Source organism: Bacteroides clarus YIT 12056, assembly GCF_900129655.1.
Classification (GTDB): Bacteria; Bacteroidota; Bacteroidia; order Bacteroidales; family Bacteroidaceae; genus Bacteroides; species Bacteroides clarus.
In genome coordinates, this window is the sequence record NZ_FQWK01000005.1 from 60,778 (window position 1) to 83,079 (window position 22,302).

15 protein-coding genes are annotated in these 22,302 nt (G+C 41.5%); 6 read left to right on the plus strand and 9 right to left on the minus strand.

Going from position 1 to position 22,302, the window contains the following annotated elements; translation table 11 throughout:
- Window positions 1-21: 21 nt before the first annotated feature.
- The 3 genes from BUB52_RS09850 to BUB52_RS09860 form a co-directional block, all read right to left on the minus strand.
- Window positions 22-3,108: a SusC/RagA family TonB-linked outer membrane protein gene (locus BUB52_RS09850; protein WP_009121972.1), complete on the minus strand. Its 3,087-nt coding sequence runs from the start codon at window positions 3,106-3,108 to the stop codon at window positions 22-24.
- A gap of 200 nt (window positions 3,109-3,308) precedes the next feature.
- Window positions 3,309-4,982 (minus strand): DUF6377 domain-containing protein, encoded by a 1,674-nt coding sequence (locus BUB52_RS09855; protein ID WP_009121973.1) that lies wholly within the window; start codon window positions 4,980-4,982, stop codon window positions 3,309-3,311.
- Between the two features lie 64 nt (window positions 4,983-5,046).
- Complete coding sequence (locus tag BUB52_RS09860) at window positions 5,047-5,925, minus strand: DMT family transporter (protein ID WP_009121974.1); 879 nt, start codon at window positions 5,923-5,925, stop codon at window positions 5,047-5,049.
- A 506-nt stretch (window positions 5,926-6,431) separates the two neighbouring features.
- Between BUB52_RS09860 and leuS the strand changes: the two genes are divergently transcribed.
- The 3 genes from leuS to BUB52_RS09875 are packed head-to-tail and all read left to right on the plus strand — an operon-like array spanning window position 6,432 to window position 10,797.
- Entirely contained in the window at window positions 6,432-9,314 is a 2,883-nt protein-coding gene (leuS, locus tag BUB52_RS09865; RefSeq protein ID WP_009121975.1) for a leucine--tRNA ligase, read from the plus strand.
- Window positions 9,315-9,319: 5 nt separating this feature from the next.
- Complete coding sequence (locus tag BUB52_RS09870) at window positions 9,320-10,222, plus strand: YitT family protein (RefSeq protein WP_009121976.1); 903 nt, start codon at window positions 9,320-9,322, stop codon at window positions 10,220-10,222.
- A complete protein-coding gene (locus tag BUB52_RS09875; protein ID WP_009121977.1) occupies window positions 10,219-10,797 on the plus strand; it encodes a non-canonical purine NTP diphosphatase in 579 nt (192 codons plus the stop codon). The genes BUB52_RS09870 and BUB52_RS09875 overlap by 4 nt, the downstream gene beginning before the upstream one ends.
- Window positions 10,798-10,960: 163 nt before the next feature.
- Here the strand turns inward: BUB52_RS09875 and nadA are convergent, their stop codons facing one another.
- On the minus strand, window positions 10,961-11,998 hold the full coding sequence (gene nadA / locus BUB52_RS09880; RefSeq protein WP_009121978.1) for a quinolinate synthase NadA: 1,038 nt from the start codon (window positions 11,996-11,998) through the stop codon (window positions 10,961-10,963).
- A 401-nt stretch (window positions 11,999-12,399) separates the two neighbouring features.
- Between nadA and BUB52_RS09885 the strand changes: the two genes are divergently transcribed.
- Window positions 12,400-12,930, plus strand: coding sequence for an RNA methyltransferase (locus tag BUB52_RS09885; RefSeq protein ID WP_039950838.1), 531 nt, complete (start codon window positions 12,400-12,402; stop codon window positions 12,928-12,930).
- Window positions 12,931-13,074: 144 nt separating this feature from the next.
- On the opposite strand, the gene BUB52_RS09890 is transcribed toward BUB52_RS09885, so the two are convergent.
- The gene (locus tag BUB52_RS09890) at window positions 13,075-13,707 is read right to left on the minus strand and encodes a DUF4294 domain-containing protein (protein ID WP_009121980.1); all 633 of its coding nucleotides are present in this window, start codon (window positions 13,705-13,707) and stop codon (window positions 13,075-13,077) included.
- 97 nt (window positions 13,708-13,804) lie between these two features.
- On the opposite strand from BUB52_RS09890, the gene BUB52_RS09895 reads away from it, so the two are divergent.
- The gene (locus BUB52_RS09895) at window positions 13,805-15,829 is read left to right on the plus strand and encodes a helix-hairpin-helix domain-containing protein (RefSeq protein ID WP_009121981.1); all 2,025 of its coding nucleotides are present in this window, start codon (window positions 13,805-13,807) and stop codon (window positions 15,827-15,829) included.
- A gap of 135 nt (window positions 15,830-15,964) precedes the next feature.
- A complete protein-coding gene (locus BUB52_RS09900) occupies window positions 15,965-16,738 on the plus strand; it encodes a radical SAM protein (protein ID WP_009121982.1) in 774 nt (257 codons plus the stop codon).
- A 116-nt stretch (window positions 16,739-16,854) separates the two neighbouring features.
- Here BUB52_RS09900 and BUB52_RS09905 read toward each other — a convergent pair whose 3' ends face one another.
- From BUB52_RS09905 to BUB52_RS09920, 4 genes are read right to left on the minus strand one after another with little or no spacing between them, the layout of a single operon-like run.
- The gene (locus tag BUB52_RS09905) at window positions 16,855-17,334 is read right to left on the minus strand and encodes a lipocalin family protein (RefSeq protein ID WP_009121983.1); all 480 of its coding nucleotides are present in this window, start codon (window positions 17,332-17,334) and stop codon (window positions 16,855-16,857) included.
- 22 nt (window positions 17,335-17,356) lie between these two features.
- Window positions 17,357-18,172 (minus strand): DUF1573 domain-containing protein, encoded by an 816-nt coding sequence (locus BUB52_RS09910; protein ID WP_009121984.1) that lies wholly within the window; start codon window positions 18,170-18,172, stop codon window positions 17,357-17,359.
- A gap of 12 nt (window positions 18,173-18,184) precedes the next feature.
- Window positions 18,185-20,263, minus strand: coding sequence for a S8 family serine peptidase (locus tag BUB52_RS09915; RefSeq protein WP_009121985.1), 2,079 nt, complete (start codon window positions 20,261-20,263; stop codon window positions 18,185-18,187).
- A 51-nt stretch (window positions 20,264-20,314) separates the two neighbouring features.
- Window positions 20,315-22,294 carry a BACON domain-containing protein gene (locus tag BUB52_RS09920; protein WP_009121986.1) on the minus strand — a complete coding sequence of 660 codons (1,980 nt, stop codon included), beginning with the start codon at window positions 22,292-22,294 and terminating at the stop codon, window positions 20,315-20,317.
- Between the last annotated feature and the right edge of the window lie 8 nt (window positions 22,295-22,302).

Sequence of the window (22,302 nt, forward strand, 5' to 3'; positions counted from 1 at the left end):
TGATTGTATAGTTGGTTATCATTAAAAATTCAAGTCAAATCCCACCATCAAAGAGCGCATGGACGGATATTTCAAACCGTCGACGGTATCCAGTTCAGGATCCCAAAGTTTGAATTTGGAAAGATAGAACAGATTGTTACCGCTCACAAAGAAGCGGATGCTCTTGGCATGAATTTTACGCGTAACAGACTGAGGAATACTGTAACCCAATTCTATTGATTTCAGTCGCAGGAAACTCATATCTTTCTTCCACCAGGTAGAAGCACGGTTATTATTGGTATTCGTACTCTCTGATAGACGAGGCCAGAACACATCCTGCGAAGGATTCTTTTCTGTCCAGCAATCGGTATAATTATCGTATACATTACCCAATACGCCTTGTCCGCTCCCCGGAATAAAATAATCGGAACCACCGATAACGCGATACGCATCTGCAGAGCCCTGGAAGAAGAAGCTGAAATCCCATTGCTTGTAATTCAGGTTACCACCGAAACCGTATACCATACGCGGATCTTTTGTTCCGCCTATATATCCTTCATCCGCTTCCGTAATGACCCCATCATCATTCATATCGACATATTTGATATCTCCCGGACGTACCTCCGTTCCTAATTCAGGTTTCGGTATACCGGGTTTCAGTTCCCCGTTTATAAAATCATCTTCCGTAAAAAGGCGTTCTGCCTGCAATCCCCACAGGGTATTAATGGAGCGTCCCGTAATGGAACGGTAAGTTCCTTTGACCGATTCCGGCTCGTCTTTCTCCAATATCTCATTTTTAGCATAAGTGACAGTACCTCTCAGGCTCATTGCCCAATCATCATTGAACCGTTTGTTGTAAGTTACCGAAAGATCATATCCCTGATTATTCACTTTACCATAGTTGGCATACGGATTAGACACGAAACCTGCTTGGGTAGGGATGGTAGAACGTTGCATAAAAATACTGGTACGTTTTTCTTTAAAGAAATCCAGTTGTACATCCAACTCGTTCCACAACCCCAATTCAAGACCGATATTCATTTTAAGAGCTTTTTCCCAAGTCAGATCGGAAACCCCTACTTCACCTTCCTGAATACCTGTGTAATAGTTGCTATCGGTATATCCGAAATGATAACCGCTGGAATTACTGTTAATGGTAGTGATATATGCAAAACGACGACCGCCGATATTATCATTACCTACCGAACCGACAGAAGCTCTCAACTTCAATTTTGTAATGTCTTCCTGCAAATTCCTCATGAAGCTTTCTTCTGAAATCAACCAACCGATGGCTACGGAAGGGAAGAAACCGAAGCGCTTGCCTTTTGCAAAGTTCTCCGAACCGTTGTAACCGAAATTAAATTCACTGATATAACGGCGGTCGAAAGTATAAGAAAGACGACCGGCGATACCTTGTGTACGATTAGGTTGTACATCACCCCAGTCATAGCTACGCTGGTTGTATAAGAAAAGCGCATCGAGCGCATGTTTGTCAAAAGTACGGTTATATGTAACGGCAGCTTCCAGATAAGTACTTTGGTTTCCGTAATTGGCGTTACTTGAATGGTCTAAAAACTCACTACCATAACTCAAAATACTGTGCACCAATTCTCCTTCATCATTACGCGACTTGGCCACACTGTAATAATCAGGTTCCTTACCGCGAGTAACAAAATTCTCATTATATGTATCGAATGCAAACGTCACTTTCATTTTCAGCCCCGGAGTAATCATCTTTAAGTTCTGTTCCAAAGAAAAAAGAGATTCCAGCTTACTTTTTCCACCGCGGTAATAACCGTTCTGCGTATTCATAGCCCACGGGTTTTTACGGGTATTGCTGACACGAGGAATGGTACCGTCCGAATAAACGGCAGGATGTACAAACGGCGGAGTCTCGAAAGCAGCTTGAAACAGTTCATCCGTACTACTTCTCGATTTACGAAGATTCTGTAAATAACCTCCCACATTGAAACGTAAAAGCGTTGTTTTCGTCAAATCCAAATCCACATTGGCACGAATATTATAACGGTTCAGTTTGCTTTGCGTATCGTAAGGCAGTGTTTTATCAGACCCCATAATTCCGTTTTCATGGTAAAGAGAAGCTGTCAATGAATAGCGAAGTATTTCCGTACCGCCGGATACCGTCAGATTTGCACGCGTAGAATTAGCGTAATCCTTGGTTATCGCATCTATCCAGTCTACATCAGGATATAAATCTTTATCATATCCATAATAAGTCTTCAAAATCTGGTCTTTCGTAAACAGCCTTTTGTTCGGGTCGGACTGAAGCGTATTCAGCAAACTCATATATTCGGCAGCTCCTATGAACTGAGGAAGCTTTGTAGGAGCCTGAATAGATTGCTCCACACGTAAATTTACGGAAGGAGCAGATACCGAACCGCGTTTGGTATTAATCAAAATAACACCGTTGGCACCTCGCACACCATACATGGCGCTGGCCGATGCATCTTTCAATACTGAGAACGATTCTATTTCCGCCGGATCGATATCATTCAAACTACGCTCTACGCCATCTACCAAAACCAACGGAGACGTATTTCCGCTGAATGAAGATATACCACGAATCCAAAAATTTGAGTTATCATACCCGGGCTCTCCCGAAGGCTGTACGGCAATGACACCTGCCAGTTGTCCCGCCAGATTATTACTCATGGAACGGGATGAACCTACCTGTAATTTCGCAGGCTCTAAAGTTTGTACGGAACCGATAACCGAGAGTTTCTTCTGATTACCGTATCCCACAACTACCACTTCATCCAATGCTTCTACATCTTCCAATAAAGTAATATTAAAATTGATATTATTACCAACCGGAATTTCCTGAGTTTTAAATCCTACATAGGTGATGACAAGAATACTGCTTTTATCAGGTACTTCAATATAAAAATGACCGTCAATATCGGTAATAGTCCCCCCTGAAGAACCTTTTACCATAATATTTACACCCGGTAAAGTGTTTTTTTCTTTGTCGATGACAGTACCACTGACACGGATACCTTTTTGCTGCTCGATAGTCTCACTTTCGGAATATGGAGTCTCCGCATATAACGGAAATACATATACCCCGCAAAATAAAGAACCTACAAGCAGTGTTTTCTTTAAATTCATAGTAATTACATTTATTGGTTATTAAATGATATTATAATCAGTCCTTGTTATAATTCAAAGGCTGATGCAAAAATCATAAATTAATCTAATACAAATAAATATATAAGATTAAAATACAAAGATAGCTTACTATCAAATACCTGAAAATCAAATATTTAACAGCAAGATCAAGACATAAAAATATAAATGCCGTACAATACTTAAAAGGATGTAATCTGCATAATATTTTCTTCAAAATGCTCCGGATTCAGCGATTTCAGCCTTAACCGCGAGCGATAAGAATAGATGGTAGCTTTAGAATAGCGTAAAAAAGATGCAATGCGTTCACTATCGGTAATTCCCAAACGAATCAGAGCAAAGATACGCAGTTCCGTAGTCAGACGACCCTCTTGCTTAGGCACAATGGAGTCGTTTGCAGGTAACAATGAATTGAATGCTTTTACAAAAGATGGGAACAGGTGCAGGAAAGTTTCATCAAAGGTATTATAAAACGCTTCGAGTTCCTCTTCGATAATGACGGAAGATTTCAATGTTTTAAATAAATCCTCAAGTTTACCGGACGCCGCTTTTTTATTGAGCATTCTGCGGTAATTATCCATCTTGTCGATGTAAGAAGAACATTCCGTCATAAACTTGGTAATGTAAAGCTCCTTAATATTGTTAGCTTCCGAAAGCGACTGGTTCATATCCGACAATGCGTGATTGGTTTCATGGAGCTCTTTATTGGCAGATTGAAGTTGTTCGTTTACAGAATTAAGCTCCACATTCAACTGTCTTAACCGTTCATTGGCCTTGTTCAGCTCGCTTCTTGCCGCCGATAGTTTTTTTATTTGCCGCCGTACATAAATTACCAAACCGATAAGAAACACAGACAATATGCTGATACATGCCAATGCAATCATCATCTGTTTCTTTTCTTTCTTCGTTTTGACTTGATAGGCATTATCGATAATAGGCAATGTTTGTGTCACTTCAATAGTACGCAGGCGGGCATTACAGAATGTAGCATCATCCAACGAACGACGCATATAAATATATGCCCGGTTGATATCGCCTTCTTCATAGAGGATAGTGGCCAATCGGCGCAGCGAAATATATTCTTTTACTGCCCATTTCATATCAGCCATTGCAGAGACAATCAAGTATTTCTTTTCTTCTTCCCTGTTTCCTTGTCTTCTGTAAAAATCGGATATGGAGTAGGCCACATAGGCTACATCACGGTTATCAGGATCCAGTTGGCGGTAAAAATCGAGTAATATCTGCAATCCTTTGCTATAATCTCCCTGTTCCAACAATCTGTCAGCACGTATATAAACATCGGTAGAATCATTTTTCTGCATAATCGAATCTTTATAAAGCATGGCTTTTGCCCGATATTCCTTGCTTTGAGACTCGATAATGGTATACTTTACCATAGCTTCATACAGTGTATTGTAAATGAGGAAATAATACCTCTCCAGATATTCTGCCAGCGTAGCCCGGTTAATATTTTGTAAAATATCCGATGCTTCTTTATACATACCACCCTGTATCAGCACATAAGCCATATTCAATCTTGAATCGTCAATGTAATCCTGGCGATTCATCTTATAGGCAGATACCAGTTTTTCCTGTGCATAATGAAGTGCGGAATCAACCACATAAGAAGAATATTCATTGAAAAGAAAGTTCTTCAACTGATAGCGTTCTTCTTCCGATGCGGTTTTGCGTAATTTTGATTTTACGTCAGAAATACGTCCCTCGCGAATATCAACATATTTCTGCTGTTCAGCCACTACTCTATCCAAATCTTCCAAAGAGGGAAAAGCGGTGTTTTGAGCCTGTCCAGCACAGAAATGTAACAATATCGATACGAAGAATATGATTCTTTTCATTTTTATAGGTTTTTCAGCAACAAAGATATGAAATTTATTACATTCTTAGTGTTAATACCTCTTTCTATCTTCTTCCCGCGCAATACACTCCACCTAATATCAACATCGCACCCATGAGCGAGATTACAGTAAACCGTTCGTCAAGCAGTACGGCAGACCCTATCGATGTAAAAAGCGGATTTAAATAAATGTAGTTGGAAGCCCGTACCGTACCCAATTTTTTCAAAATCATATTCCATACCACAAAACAAATTAAAGAAGCCAGCACCCCTAAAAAAAGGAGATTCATCCAAACCGCCGGTTGCAAAAATCCGGAAAGAGAAAATTGCCAGGGACGAACAAGGAATACGGGAAGTATAGTCAGTACCCCATAAAAGAAAATCTTGCGGGTTATGAAAGCCGTACGGTAACGACCTGACATTTTTTTCATTATCAAACTGTAAAATGCCCAGGAAAAAGCGGCAAGCAAAGTCAGGAAATCGCCAAGGGGTGAAATCTTCAACACAAAATGGCCGTTATACACTACTAACGCCACCCCTACTAATGCAAGCAAAGAACCGCCTATCAGCGCGGCGGTGGCTTTCTCCCTTTTATAAATCAGCAAAGACAGAATAGTGGTGAGCAACGGAGCCGTGCAAACAATGAAAGCCACATTGGTAGCCAGTGTAATTTCCAATGCCGTATTTTCCGTCAGAAAGTAGAACGAACCACCCGTAACGCCACCCGACAACAACCAAAGTTCATCTTTCCAATTATCGGCAAACAGTTTGCGCAGAGAGATAAACCAAATACCCAGATAAGCCATCAGAAAACGAAGCAAAAATATTTCTTGTGGAGAAAGTCCGTATCCTATCAATACCTTCGTAGAGATGAACGTCAGCCCCCATATCCCCACTACAAGAATGGCAATAATATGATAAATGTAATTTTTCTTCGCATTCATATACGACACGGATAAGTTGCCGGCAAAGATACGCTATTTCTATTTTCAATACAATGAAATAACACCTTTAATAAACGTCTTCGGAAATTTGCTATAATTCTGAAAAAATTATTGTAAAATTCTCTCTGAATTTATTAACGACCTATTTCTCCCCTATCAGGGTTTTTACAATAAAAATAAACAAAAAGGGATGCAATCTTCACAGATTACATCCCTTGAAATATCCTAAAAAATCTTTTTTGTAAAATCCTATTGAATTAATTCAGCCATTATTTGTATTACAAACAAAAAATTAGTTTTAAAAGCACTTTACAAATATAGTGAATAAAAAGCGTATTGTCAAGTATTTCATGCTGTTTTTTTACACTACTTCGCTACAAATCTGAAAATAAAGACTTAACTTTGCACCGTTTAATTAACAGGATATAAACCGAATTAAGCAAACTATCAACAAGTTTTAGTAAGTATATCAACAAGTTTTCAACAATAATATAATAAAAACCATTATGGAATACAATTTCAGAGAGATTGAAAAGAAATGGCAGAAACGATGGGTAGAAAATAAAACCTACCAAGTGACGGAAGACGAAACAAAGCAAAAATATTATGTACTGAACATGTTCCCCTACCCCAGCGGCGCAGGTCTGCATGTGGGACATCCGTTGGGATACATCGCTTCGGACATTTATGCCCGTTACAAACGTCTGCAAGGTTTCAATGTCCTGAATCCCATGGGATATGACGCTTACGGCCTGCCCGCAGAGCAATACGCCATACAAACGGGGCAACATCCCGCAATCACTACCGTCAACAATATCAACCGCTATCGCGAGCAATTGGACAAAATAGGTTTCTCTTTCGACTGGAACCGTGAAATACGTACTTGCGATCCGGAATACTATCATTGGACACAATGGGCTTTCCAGAAGATGTTCAACAGCTATTACTGCAACGAAGAAAAGCAGGCGCGTCCCATTGAAGAACTGACAGAAGCATTCGCCAAATATGGAAACGAAGGACTGAACGCCGCATGCAGCGAAGAACTGCGCTTCACTGCCGACGAATGGAACGCCATGAGCGAAAAAGAACAGCAGGAAGTCCTGATGAACTACCGTATCGCCTATCTGGGTGAGACAATGGTAAACTGGTGTCCGCAACTCGGTACCGTGCTTGCCAATGACGAAGTGGTAGACGGCGTATCCGAACGCGGCGGTTTCCCCGTAGTTCAGAAAAAGATGCGTCAGTGGTGTCTCCGCGTGTCCGCCTATGCGCAACGCCTGCTGGACGGACTGGATACCATCGACTGGACCGAATCCCTGAAAGAAACACAAAAGAATTGGATAGGCCGCAGCGAAGGCGCCGAAATCCAATTCAAGGTAAAAGACAGTGATTTGGAATTTACCATTTTCACCACCCGTGCAGATACCATGTTCGGAGTTACCTTTATGGTGCTGGCTCCCGAAAGCGAATTGGTAGCCCAAGTAACCACCCCGGAACAAAAAGACGATGTAGACGCTTATCTGGAACGTACCAAGAAACGTACCGAACGCGAACGTATCTCCGACCGCAGCGTAACAGGCGTATTCTCTGGAAGCTACGCCGTCAATCCTTTTACGGGCGAAGCAGTACCCATCTGGATTAGCGATTATGTATTGGCAGGATACGGAACAGGCGCCATCATGGCAGTGCCTGCACACGACAGCCGCGACTACGCTTTTGCCAAACATTTCAGATTACCCATCGTTCCGTTGGTAGAAGGCTGCGATGTGAGCGAAGAAAGTTTCGATGCCAAGGAAGGTATCGTATGTAACTCACCGATTATAAATGAAGAATTAAGAATGAAGAATGAAGAATCGGGCTGCGATGTAGAGGCGAACGGTAATTCTTCATTGAATTTGAACGGGCTGACTATCAAGGAAGCTATCGCTACTACTAAAAAATACGTGAAAGAGCATAATCTGGGACGTGTAAAGGTGAACTTCCGCCTGCGCGACGCTATTTTCTCACGCCAGCGTTACTGGGGTGAACCGTTCCCCGTTTACTACAAGGATGGTATGCCTTATATGATTGATGAAAGCTGTCTGCCTCTGGAACTTCCCGAAGTAGCGAAATTCCTGCCTACCGAAACAGGTGAACCGCCATTGGGGCACGCCACCAAATGGGCCTGGGACACAGCAAACAAATGTGTAGTGGACAACAACAAGATTGATAACATAACTGTCTTCCCGCTGGAACTGAATACAATGCCGGGATTCGCAGGTTCGAGCGCATACTATCTGCGTTATATGGACCCGCGTAACCATACTGCCCTGGTAGACAAGAAAGTGGATGAATACTGGCGTAACGTCGACCTTTACGTAGGCGGTACGGAACACGCTACCGGTCACTTGATTTACTCCCGTTTCTGGAACAAATTCCTGTACGACCTCGGTATTTCCGCTGTCGAAGAACCGTTCCAGAAATTAGTAAACCAGGGTATGATTCAGGGAAGAAGCAACTTTGTATATCGCATCAAGGATACCAATACATTCGTATCGCTGAACCTGAAAGACCAATACGACACTACCCCACTCCATGTGGATGTCAACATCGTATCCAACGACATTCTCGATACGGAAGCGTTCAAGGCATGGCGTCCCGAATATGAAACGGCGGAGTTTATTCTGGAAGACGGAAAATACATCTGCGGATGGGCTGTCGAGAAGATGAGCAAATCCATGTTCAACGTCGTCAATCCCGATATGATTGTGGAAAAATACGGTGCGGATACACTCCGTATGTACGAAATGTTCCTCGGACCCGTAGAACAGTCCAAACCCTGGGATACGAACGGTATCGACGGTGTACACCGTTTCATCAAGAAATTCTGGTCTTTGTTCTACGACCGTAACGATAATTATCTGGTAACCGATGAACCCGCCAACAAAGAGGAATTGAAATCTTTGCACAAGCTCATCAAGAAGGTTACGGGAGACATCGAACAATTCTCTTATAATACAAGCATCAGCGCCTTCATGATTTGCGTAAACGAACTGTTTGCGATGAAATGCAGCAAGAAAGAGATATTGAACCGGCTCACCGTCACGTTGGCTCCTTTCGCTCCGCACGTATGCGAGGAATTGTGGGAAACATTAGGAAACACAGGTTCGGTATGCGATGCGCAATGGCCTGCATACAATGAGGAATACCTGGTGGAAAATACGGTGAACTATACCATTTCATTCAACGGAAAAGCGCGTTTCAATATGGAATTTCCCGCCGATGCCGCATCGGACGCTATTCAGGAAACGGTATTGGCAGATGAGCGTTCCATCAAGTGGATAGACGGAAAGAATATCGTCAAGGTAATCGTAGTGCCCAAGAAAATTGTAAACATTGTTATCAAATAACAAATATGCAGATTACAAAACCAACCAAAACGGAAGTGATGAGAGAGTTGAAAGACTATATTTTCATCACTTTCGGACTGATTTCTTACGCTATGGGATGGGCCGCGTTCCTTATCCCCTATCAGATTACGACCGGCGGTACCACAGGTATCGGAGCCATCATCTATTATGCCACGGGATTTCCCATCCAATGGTCGTATTTCATCATCAATGCGGTCTTAATGACGTTTGCCATTAAGATTTTAGGACCGAAATTCAGTATCAAGACCACATTCGCCATCTTCGGACTGACTTTTTTCCTATGGTTCTTTCAAATGTTGGTAAACGGACCGGATGGAGTGCCACCGCAAATTCTCGGACCCGGACAGGACTTCATGGCTTGTCTGATAGGTGCCGCCATGTGCGGTGTCGGCCTGGGTGTAGTATTCAACTGCAACGGAAGTACGGGCGGTACGGATATTATCGCCGCCATCATCCACAAATACCGTGATGTTACCTTAGGCCGTATGATTATGGCTTGCGACGTGATTATCATCAGCTCCTGCTATTTTATATTCAATGACTGGAGACGGGTTATTTTTGGTTTTGTAACGCTGTTTGTCATTGGTATCGTATTGGATTACATCGTTAACGGCGCACGACAGTCGGTGCAATTCTTTATCTTTTCCAAAGATTATGAAAAGATTGCCGACCGTATCACCAAAGAGACCCACCGGGGTGTGACAGTGCTCGACGGTATAGGCTGGTACAGCAAACGTAATGTGAAAGTATTGGTTGTATTGGCATACAAACGTCAGTCTGTCGAGATATTCCGCCTGGTTAAGGACATCGATCCGAATGCTTTTATCTCTCAAAGTTCCGTTATCGGTGTGTATGGAGAAGGTTTCGATAAATTGAAAGGAAAATGAAAAAGAAATTTGTATTTGCAACCAACAATGCTCATAAGTTGGAAGAAGTAACTGCCATTTTAGGAAATAAAATAGAGCTTCTTAGCATGAAAGACATCAATTGTTACGCAGATATTCCTGAAACTGCAGATACACTTGAAGGAAACGCCTTGCTGAAAGCAAGATATATCTTTGAAAATTATCAGCTGGATTGTTTTGCCGATGATACCGGTTTGGAGGTGGAAGCGCTGAACGGAGCTCCGGGAGTATATTCCGCACGTTATGCCGGTGACGCGCACAATTCGGAAGCCAATATGAAGAAATTATTGCAGGACATGGAAGGCATAGAGAACCGTAAGGCACAATTCCGTACCGTTTTCGCCCTTATCATCAATGGAAAGGAACATCTGTTCGAAGGTATCGTAAAAGGCGAAATAACGAAGCACAGGCACGGTACTTCCGGTTTCGGATACGATCCTGTTTTTATTCCCGAAGGATATACGCAAACGTATGCCGAAATGGGTAATGAATTGAAGAATAAAATCAGCCATCGGGCACTGGCTGCGAATAAACTTTGCAATTTTCTTTCAAAGTAAACAGTATTCGCCATTCAGAGCGAAGCGAAAAATCCACTCTCTCTTATATCTCAATGTATATAATATAAAGAAGGAATTCTTCGCTTCGTTCTGAATGACAGATATCTTTGATATAATATAATTATGCCTGATTATAAGGGATATAATTAATTATAATCTCAATCTACAACCCCAGTTTTGCGGAAATTTCCAACATCTTCTTGATTGGTTTCACTGCTTTTTCTGCTATTTCAGCATCTACCTTGATTTCGGGAGACTCGTCTTTTAAGCAATTATAGAGTTTTTCCAATGTGTTTAACCGCATGAAGTTACATTCATTGCAAGCGCAAGTGCTATCATTGGGCGGAGCCGGAATAAACTTAGTCTGCGGACACTTCTTTTGCATCTCGTGCAGAATACCGGATTCCGTAGCAACGATATATTCTTTTTCGGGATGAGCAACCGCATACTTCAATAAAGCTGCCGTAGAACCCACTACATCCGCCAGTTTCAAAACCGTACTCTTACATTCGGGATGAGCCAGTACTACTGCACCGGGATGCTGCTGCTTTAATTCAACAATCTTTTCAACCGAGAATTGTTCGTGTACATGGCATGCGCCGTCCCATAACAACATGTCTCTACCGGTGACAGAGTTAATATAATTTCCTAAGTTTCTATCGGGACCGAATATTATTTTCTCATCTTTGGGGAAGCTTTCAACGATTTGCTTGGCGTTGGTGGACGTTACCACTACGTCCGTAACAGCCTTTACGGCAGCTGTCGTATTCACATAAGATATAACCGTGTATCCGGGATGCTCCTTGACGAACTGTGCAAATTTATCCGCCGGACAACTGTCGGCAAGCGAACAACCTGCCGCCATATCGGGCACCAATACCTTTTTGCCGGGACAAAGCACCTTTGCCGTCTCACCCATGAAGTGGACGCCGCACATCACAATAATGTCGGCTTCCGTTTTTGCCGCCCACTGCGCCAAAGCCAGACTGTCTCCAACGTAGTCGGCTATGTCCTGTATCTCACCCTTCTGGTAGTAGTGCCCCAGAATGACCGCATTCTTCTCTTTCTTCAACTGCTTGATAGCTTCTATCAGATTATTCATAATAATAATTTTTATTTCTCTTCTTTCTTTAAAAATCCTTTGATAGTGATGATAGGCTGTTAATAGTGTGGACAAATTAATATGATTTTTCTTGCCCATGAAGTTATTAGTATCAGATAAAATTTTATCCTAAGGTTATTAACGTAAGAAATCAAAGTTATATCTATTGATAATAAGCCCCCTACTCTCTCATAACTTCACTTCATTAACATCTTGTTGATAAACTGCAAAGTTAATAACTTTAGAGAGATTAATCAGTGAAATAGGACTTAAAAATGTGTTTATACAGCCTTTGAAAATTCAGCTTAACTTTTTTGGTTTGTTCGTTATGCCTATCTGATATGCGTTACTTTGAATAATGCAAGTATTATTTCTAAAAATCTTTCCATACACTATTGACACCTTTTCAACGGTTATTAACAGGGATGTGAACGGAAAGAAGTATCTTTGCGCAGTGTGAGTTATTACATATTACACAGATTGACATAAAGCATATGAGCATGAATAGAAAACTGAAAATAACCGAACTCAATCGTATTAGTACAGAGGAGTTTAAGGAAGCGGAGAAGTTGCCGTTGGTAGTTGTATTGGATAATATTCGCAGTTTGCATAATATAGGTTCCGTATTCCGCACTTCGGATGCTTTTCGTATTGAATGTATCTATCTGTGCGGTATAACGGCTGTTCCACCCCATCCTGAAATGCATAAAACGGCTTTGGGAGCCGAATTTACCGTTGACTGGAAATATGTTGATAACGCTGTTGAAGCTGTTGATAATCTCAGGAATGGAGGATATACGGTTTATTCCGTGGAACAGGCGGAAGGTAGTATTATGCTGAATGAGTTGACTTTGGACAGAACCGGGAAATATGCCATAGTAATGGGAAATGAGGTGAAAGGTGTTCAACAGGAAGTTATCGACCATTCTCACGGTTGTATTGAAATTCCGCAATATGGCACGAAGCATTCTCTGAATGTATCGGTTACGGCAGGTATCGTTATTTGGGATTTATTCAATAAACTGAAATAAGAATCAAGAGGGTGCCTAAAAGTATATTGTAATCAACAGATATATGCTTTGATTATTAACAGAATTATCTAATTGATTTTTATTAGTTTATACTCTTACTTGTTTACGTTGCTAACAATGTTATCAACATGATATGAACAGGGTTTACAGTTGTCCGTTCTCTACCATCAGGATAACCCTTTCGGTGAGAGCATCATCTCCCGTAGGGTCATATTGTTTTTTCAGGCTGGCTCCGAACAGTGCGGCAAAGGTTTGATAGAACCCGGCTTTGAAAGGTCCCATAAACGCTTTGACCAGTTCATAAGAAGTTGAATTGGTTTGCCGGTCTACCAACTTTATCAACAGCTTTCCCTGAGCAAAAGACAGTTTTTTCATGCGGGGGGTATATTGTTCTTTCAATCCTTTCTCCACAGCTTTCAAATGTTTTTGCCGTTCTTTTTCAGTAGGGATGGTTTGCAGATATTCGTAGGTTTCAATGATGGCACGGTTGATTTCTTTGGAAATGGGCAATACTTTTTTTACATCACGGATGAGTTTATAGTACTTTGCCATTTCACGCTTGTTTTTGAACTTAAGCGGTTTGAAGATATAGACGGTAGGAAGTTTTACGTATGGAATCGTATCACCGTTATAAATGCACATGGGGGTGAGGTAGATACTTCCGGACATATCGGTTTCGGGTTGTCGCTGGGCATGGCAGGTCAGGCTTCCCAATGAGAGAAACACAATGAGTATTACTATATTAAACCGTATGTTCATGTCGCAAAAGTACACCATTCTGTGTAATGTTGTTGCATTGCTTCCGTTTTTCCTTGTTCAATTAACTAATTTAAGGTAACTTCGCTGTCCGTAAATTTGGAATATCCTATTATCAATGACAATAATCAAGGTAGGAGTTTTTATGAGTATGCTGTTAATAACTCCTATGCTTGTAGCTCAAAACGCAACTGTCTCTCTGTGGGAAGAAAATCTGGAACAGCTTTCTATGGATAAAGAAGAGAAAAATTGGGAAGATGAGTTGGAAGAACTTTCCAACCGCTTGCAAGAACCGGTTAATATCAATGTTGCCACTAAACGGCAATTGGAAGAATTTCCTTTCCTGACGGAACTTCAAATAGAAAATATTCTGGCATATGTGTATATACACGGACAGATGCAGACTATTTATGAACTGCAGATGGTGAAAACAATGGATAAGCAAACTATTGAATTGCTATTGCCTTTTGTTTGCGTAAAAGTGGTTGAAGACGCTTCCCGTTACCCTTCTTTAAAGACGATATTGAAATACGGTAAACAGGAAGTGCTGACACGTATGGATGTTCCTTTCTATACCCGTAAAGGATATGAGAAAAACTATTTGGGACCTGCCGTTTATCATGCGTTGCGTTATGGTTTTCGTTACGGGGATTATTTGCAAGCGGGAATAGTGGGGGAGAAGGATGCGGGAGAGCCGTTCTTTGCTCTGCAGGATAAAAAAGGGTATGATTACTATTCTTTTTATTGTCTGTTCAAAAATTTGGGTAGAATGAAATCGTTGGCGTTGGGTAATTATAAGTTGAGTTTCGGCCAGGGGTTGGTACTCGGTACTGATTTCGGGTTAGGAAAGACTTTTTCTATGTCTGCGTCGGAATATCGTACGGGGGGAATCCGGAAGCACGGTTCTACGGATGAATACAATTATTTTCGAGGGACGGCGGCAACAGTGGAAATTCTTCGTTTTTTGGAGTTTTCCGCTTTCTATTCACATCGTTCTATGGATGGAGTGGTAAAAGACGGGGAAATCGCTTCTATTTATAAAACAGGGCTGCATCGTACGGAGAAAGAAGCGGATAAGATGAATGCTTTTACCCTGCAATTGACAGGCGGTAATCTGACTTATGAGAAGAATAAGTTGAAGGTGGGCATAACCGGTATTTATTACTTTTTCAATCATCCTTATGAACCGGACTTGAAGAAGTATGCAAAATATAATTTGCATGGAAACGATTTTTATAATTTAAGTGTGGATTATAAATACCGTTCGGGAAAATTGGTATGGGTAGGAGAGGGGGCGGTGGGAAAGCAAGGTTATGCTTTGCTGAACCGATTGAAATATAAACTATTAACAGGTTATCAACTATTGTTGATTCACCGTTATTATTCACATGATTATTTGTCTTTCTTCGGTCGTTCATTCGGAGAAGGCAGTATGCCTCAGAATGAGAATGGCTGGTATCTGGCTGCGGAAGCAACTCCTTTGGCGCATTGGACGTTTTTCGCTTCGTTGGACTTGTTTTCTTTTCCCTGGTGGAAATATCGTATCAGTAAATCCTCAAAAGGAATGGACGGGATGTTTCAGGCGGTTTATTCTCCTCGCAGAAATTTGAGCGTATATCTTAATTATCGTTACAAACAAAAGGAGAGGGATGTGTCGGAAACAGGAGGAAAGGTTACATTACCTGTTTATCATCATAAACTCCGATGTAGGCTTATTTATATGCCGGGAGCTTTTATGCATCGTATTACAATTGATTATAATCATTTTCGGCAGCAGGACGGAAAAGGTTATAGTTTTGAGGGAAAACAAGGATGGCAATGTACACAATCTTGTGCTTATACGTTTTCCGGTTTTCCTTTGGCTGTATCTGCACAAGGTACTTATTTTTATACGGATGATTATGATTCCCGTATCTACGCTTCCGAAAAAGGGTTGCTTTATACATTTTATACTCCTTCTTATTATGGCAAAGGTTTTCGTTATTCGGCTCATGTACGCTATGATATGAACAAAACTTTTATGTTTCTCGTTAAGTTCGGGCAAACTGTTTACCGAAATCGCAAGACTATCGGTTCCGGTAACGATTTGATAGAGGGGAATAAAAAAACAGACTTGCAAATGCAGTTCCGCATTAAGTTTTAAATAATAAGTAAATACGCATAATTAGCTTATACTATCTGATATAAAATTTTCAATATTTACTTAACCGCACTGTTTTTAGAAGTACTTATATGTTTATTTTCTATATTTGCCGCATTAATATAAATCATAGATAAGATGACTGTTATTTATCCGTCTCCCATATTCGGTCCTGTCCATTCCCGCCGTTTGGGAGTATCTTTGGGAATCAATCTGCTACCGGAAGACGGTAAGGTGTGTAGTTTCGACTGTATTTACTGTGAATGTGGATTTAACTCTGATCATCGTCCTAAAAAGCCGTTGCCTACGCGTGAGGAAGTACGTATTGCATTGGAAGCCCGGTTGCAGGATATGCAAAAGAACGGACCCGTTCCCGATGTACTGACCTTTGCCGGGAACGGAGAACCGACCGCACATCCGCATTTTCCTGAAATTATAGAGGATACGCTTGCTCTGCGTGATAAATATTTTCCGAAAGCGAAGGTGAGCGTACTTACCAATTCTACTTTTATTCATCGTCCCACTGTGTTCGAAGCTTTGAACAGGATAGATAATAATATTCTGAAATTAGATACGGTGGATGAAGCTTATATCCATGAGCTTGACCGCCCGGCAGGACACTATTCCGTGCGTGAAATAATCGAGGGGATAAAAGCTTTTAAAGGCAATTGCATTATTCAAACCATGTTCCTGAAAGGCGGTTTTCAGGGCAAGGATATGGATAATACGTCCGATAAGTATGTTTTACTCTGGTTAGAGGCCGTAAAAGAGATTTCTCCCCGCCAGGTAATGATTTATACTATTGACAGGGAAACTCCCGACCATGACCTGCAAAAAGCTACACACGAGGAATTGGATCGTATTGCGGCATTAGTGAAAGAGGCGGGAATAGCGGTAAGCGTTTCTTATTGATAAAACTTATCGGATTTATGCCTTATAAAAAACAGTTAAGGGGGATATCCTTCGCAGACGTCCCCCTTATGAATTTTGTAGAGTAATTTTATGAAAAAAAAATGAAAATTTGAGTTTTAGTTTTCGTCCTCGTCAATCTTTGCTTCCGCAATGATTTCTTCGGGAACTTTATCGCAACGAATGTATTTGTTCACATCATTTTCGTCATCTTTGGCTGTCCAAATCATTGAACCGCTTTCCAATAAGTCGGTTACGATATATTTATTGTTCCAGTCACCATTACCGAAATCATAGTCACCGCTGATGATAGAGCCCAGATAAGGGTCTACTTCGATGCTGAAATTTCCGGTGATGTAACGGGCATACATACTGTCGAACTTCTGATACATCTCAAAAGTTTGTTCTTTACGGTTGAAAGTTATATAGCAGTATGTACCTTCTGCCAAAGGGGCTCCGTTCCATTCGGAGAGTTCCCACGTACCGTTCAGGTTGGCAGGGGTAACTTCCAAAGTCGGGATTACCGGTTCGTCGTCATCACAGGATGTAAGACAGAACAGGAAGGCGAATAAAGCCATCAGTTTGAAAATATTCTTCATATCGAATTTCTTGTTTTTATCGTTACTTAATACAGTTTACTTTTATATTCAATGTCCGGTCTGACGGGCGCGCATCTATTCCTTCAAGGATAATCGGAAAGGTAAACGATTTACCTTTTTCTGCAGGAATCAGTGATGCGTTGATTGTTACTACAATATCGGCTTCACCGCCCGGCTGAATAACCTCCGGTTCCGTACGGAAAGTCGCGAATTTGGGGATGATGAGAGCTGACAGGCGTAGCGGCTTGTCTCCGCTGTTTCCACATAAAATCCGTTCCGAGGACTGACTGCCGCCACCCACTTCACTAAATTTCATTTGGTTTTGTTTCAATCTCAGTTTTCCCATCGCATACGGATAACGTGCCCACTCGTCTGCTCCGGGAACGACGTTTCCTACCAGCGTCAGGCGTGCCACCGGAGTTTTATCCGAGGAAGACAGATAAACGAAAGCATTCGTATCTATCGTTCCGGGGTGATTTTTCGGGTGATAAGTCAGAGAGATTGTCCGTGTCTCACCCGGTAATATATCTCCGGTACGTACATCTGCTACTGCACATCCGCAAGTGGTTCTTACACGTGTAATGGTAAGTGTTTTTTTACTTATGTTCTTGCATGTAAAACGGTACGTTTGCGGAACATCGTCCTCAGTCAGAGTTCCAATATTCAATACAGTTTTATCGAAACGCAGGATTTGTTCCGCCTGCTTCATTAAAGGCGGGTTTATCAGCGAATCGATTTTTTCCTGTGAACGGAAAGGGAAATCCTGGGCTGTCAAAGCCCGGGATTGTCCGATTCCCGCACAGAATATCAGTAACTGTATCCAAGTAATTGGTTTCATTGGTAATCTAAATTACATCCATCCGTTATCATTAGCATTCTTACGAACAGTAACGGCAATAGTCTGTTCGCTTCCGTTGCTTACTTTCACTGCGATATGGGCAGTACCGGTCTTTACTCCGGATACTTCCATGAATGTACCGTTAACGGCTACTGTTGCAATGGCTGCATCACTCGATGTACAGGTATACGTCAGGTTTTCACCGTTTACAAAATAGTAGGCAAGGTTGATAGTGGATTTATTGCCTTCGGCTACATAAACATTAGGTACTTTCATGTCCGAACCGCTTCCTTCGATATTGTTCAGCAGTAAGGCGGCATCTGTCAAACCTGTACCCATTTTACCTATATAGCTCAGCAAATTCATTTCATCGATAGAACCGCCTGACGGAGAAAGATGATTGCGGTAATATTTCTTTGTTTTTACATTCTGATACCAGCCGTCCACATCTTTTACGGATTCCTTCATCAGTTCTATAAACTCAGGTGCTTTGAAATGACGACGTTGCTTTACGGCGTACGACAGGCCTAATGCGGCTACGCCTGATATGTGAGGACAAGCCATGGAAGTACCGTCCATATAGCCGTAAGTGGCATTACCGTTCTTTATCCAGGTAGAAAGGATAGAACCGGATTTTGTCCTATTGATTTCTGTCCATTCTTCGGGATCGTCCATCGCAGGTGTATTGTGATATTCAGTGTCACCGCCGGGGGCACAGATATCTACGTTCTCACCATAATTGGTATAAGAAGCCGGAGTGAAATCAGCAGCTACGGCAGCTACAGTAACGCATTTGGTATATCCGCCCGGATAACCCGGTATACCCGCATATTCATTACCTGAGGCAAAAACAGCGATACCACCGTCAATTACTCCGTTAGGAGAGCCGGCATTGTTGAGGAAGTAATCTATTGCGTCTTTTTCCAACGGATAGGTTTCTTCCCATTCTTTCTGAGTGGCCGGACCGGGTGTATAACCGTCTACCAGATTGGCATCGCCGGAGTTGTAACCCCAACTGCATTGCAAGATAACGGCACCATTGTCGGCAGCATATTTTATGGCTTTGGCTTCACCGTCCAATGTTACGCCACCTTCACCGTCGAATACCTGGCAAGACATGAGCTTGACACCGGAGTTCGGTGTACCGTCTCCACCGGCTATGCCGGAAACACCTTCGCCATTGTTATTGACAGCGGCGATTATACCGGCTACGTGAGTTCCGTGACCGGTATCGTTGGCATCAGTCCAAGATATCAGCCCGCTGTTTTTCACGAAGTTATAACCGTATCTGTCGTCTTTATATCCGTTTCCGTCAGCATCTTTTCCGGCACGAAGCTGTTCTTTCTCATTAACCCACATGTTGGCAGCAAGGTCGGGATGTGTATACATTACGCCTTCGTCCAATACGGCAACGATAATGGAAGGATCACCTGTACATTTTTTCCATGCTTCCAGACAGTTAACGTCACATCCTGTTACCGATTTGGCATTTGAATTACCAAAATCAATGTCTCCTACGTTATTGAGATTCCATTGGGTTACAAATCCCGGGTCATTGGGCGCTGTACTAAGTGTACGTGTAGCTGCTGTTTTTTGCAGTACAGCTTCACTGGTATAAGTACGGTAATTACCGGAGTAAGTGCGTCTGATACGGCTGTTACCCTGTACTTTAGAAATTTCTCCCAATTTGGAAAGACGGTTGGCTGCTTCCTGTAAATCCGTATTTTCATCGAATTTCACCAAATACCACAGGTGTAATCCTGCGGCACGGGTACGTTCTTCGTTTTGTTGGTCTACAGGGAAGATGCGCTCAAAGTGGTATCCACCCAGAATTTCCAGAACTTCGTCGGTAGATGGGATTCCTGAGCGGGTCATTGCTCCGCCGCTTCTTGTGGCACGTGTCATTGTTTGGTCGAGGATGTCGGTCATTTCAGGTTTGAACTTAATCAGCAACTCACCTGAAGTGACATCCGCCGGAAGTTGAACTTCCGTCCCCCCGGTCGGGGTGGACGGTTGTTCAATGATTTCCTGATCCGAACAAGATGCCAGTGTCAAAGCAAACAGTGCTACGTATAAGAATTTTTTCTTCATTGTTTCTTTTTAAAAATTGTTCTTGTTAATGATATACTCATTTCGGAGCTTTTAGTTGGCTACATATCTCTTATAGTATAATGGATATGCTACACCTTCTTCGTCCTTTTCACCTGTAGTACCGTAATAATATTTATAATCAAATTTTACGTTATCTATATTATTGAATCCTACAGGTTGAGATTTTGAGTCTTTTGCTTCATCTTCTTGAGCGAAAATGAAAGTTTCCGGACTCCATTCTACAAAGTAAGGATGGAATAATATCCATTTTGGTAATGCTCCTGTCAGATAATTTAAATTGAAAGAGAATGCGCGAGCTTTTGGAAGAACACGTGGAACATCTTGTCTTGTTACATTTTCAAAGACCACTGTTTCACCATTGCTATAAGTCACTTCCTTAATTTCTGTACTTGGTTTTAACCAACCACAGGTATCTGTAGATATTTTAGTAAGGTAGATTGAAGGCTCAGCTTTAAGTTGATCTTCTGTGAAGAAATCTTCATCTTGGTAATGTTGAATGGTTAAAGCATTGCTCACTTCATCATCATCAGGTAACTCTCCCTCAATATAATTATAAGAAAGTGACAGTTCTCTCAGGCTATCCCAAGTCAATAACTTCATAAATGCATTCTTGTCTGCTATATTATTGAGGTTAATATGTAAACCGACTTTCTTACCATTGTATTCATTAGTTCCGCTGATTTGGCTTAATTCTTTTATTATATCTACACGGCGACATCCGGTTAAGCTTAATGCGGTTAATTTAGGGAAGTTTTCTTGATTTACTATATCGGTAACATCCGATAATTTATTGAAACCATTACTTGCCAAATTCAACGCCTCTAAACCTGCATAACTTTCGTCAACTTTACCACCTAATTTGATGAAGTCTTCAGGTAATTCATTCAGACCTAAAGCATATACAGATAGTTCTTTCAGATGTTTTAATCCACAGATTTCTTCACCTAAAGAAATGTTACGGATTTGCCAGTTTGCATTACTTTGAATAGAGAATGATTCCAGATACTTCAGATAACGAACTTCTTTAGGTAATGTTTCACCGTCCTTTAGGTCGATTAACATGAACTGTACAGAACGTACACGGCCGATAGCGTTCTTATCTCCGTTAGGAAGTTCATCGGTAGCCTCCCAAAGTTTTACGTAGCTCCAGTTCAACATGCTTTCACTGGTATCGAATCCTACCATACTCTGAACTTTTTCATTGATGGCAAGGATAGCGATTGAGTCACCTGCGCGGTCATCTGTAATTCTCAAAGCAGGTTTCTGATTTACGGTTAAGATAACTTCACCGGTAGGATTACCTTCGTTGTCTACCAACTGTTCATCAGCATCTTGAGGAACTAAACGGATTTTTGCAACGCGTGTGTAAGGAGCAATATTCGTTTTCCATTTGAAGCGTACTTTAACGGTACGTGGACGATATCCTCTGTCTAAATCAATCTTTAAATCAGATTCTTTAGGTAGGGTAATCCAATCTTTTCTATCGGATTCCATTTCCTCTTTCTCTTCATCTGTCATTGATTCGGCAAAAGAATACTCTATGTCACTTTCTATTTTGAAAGCGACGTTGGCAGAAATCGTTACATCAAAATAACGGTCGTCATATCTGGCGGAATTTTCTATTTCTATTGTAGGTTCTTTTAACAAGATTTGTTTGCCATAACCAAATTGAGTTACTTTAATCAATTTAGGTTCTTGTCCCTCTACAGAGAAACGTATCTGTGCTTCGCGGGATACTTCCAATAAGGTAGAGTCAATAGCCAGGCTACAGTCTGCCGAACCCAAACCATTAGCAGGAGATATAGATATCCAGGGCTGGGATGAGCTTGCCACCCAGCTGTTATTAGACGAAACAGCAATCTTTTCTGTTCCTCCTTCGGCAGCGATTGTAATTTCCTCTCTGTCTACCGAAATGCCACCGGAAATTCCTGTTTCATCATCATCTTTACACGAAGTCATAAACCCCGTGCAAAGAATCAGTCCTAATGTTATTTTACTTAAATATTTCATTAATCGAA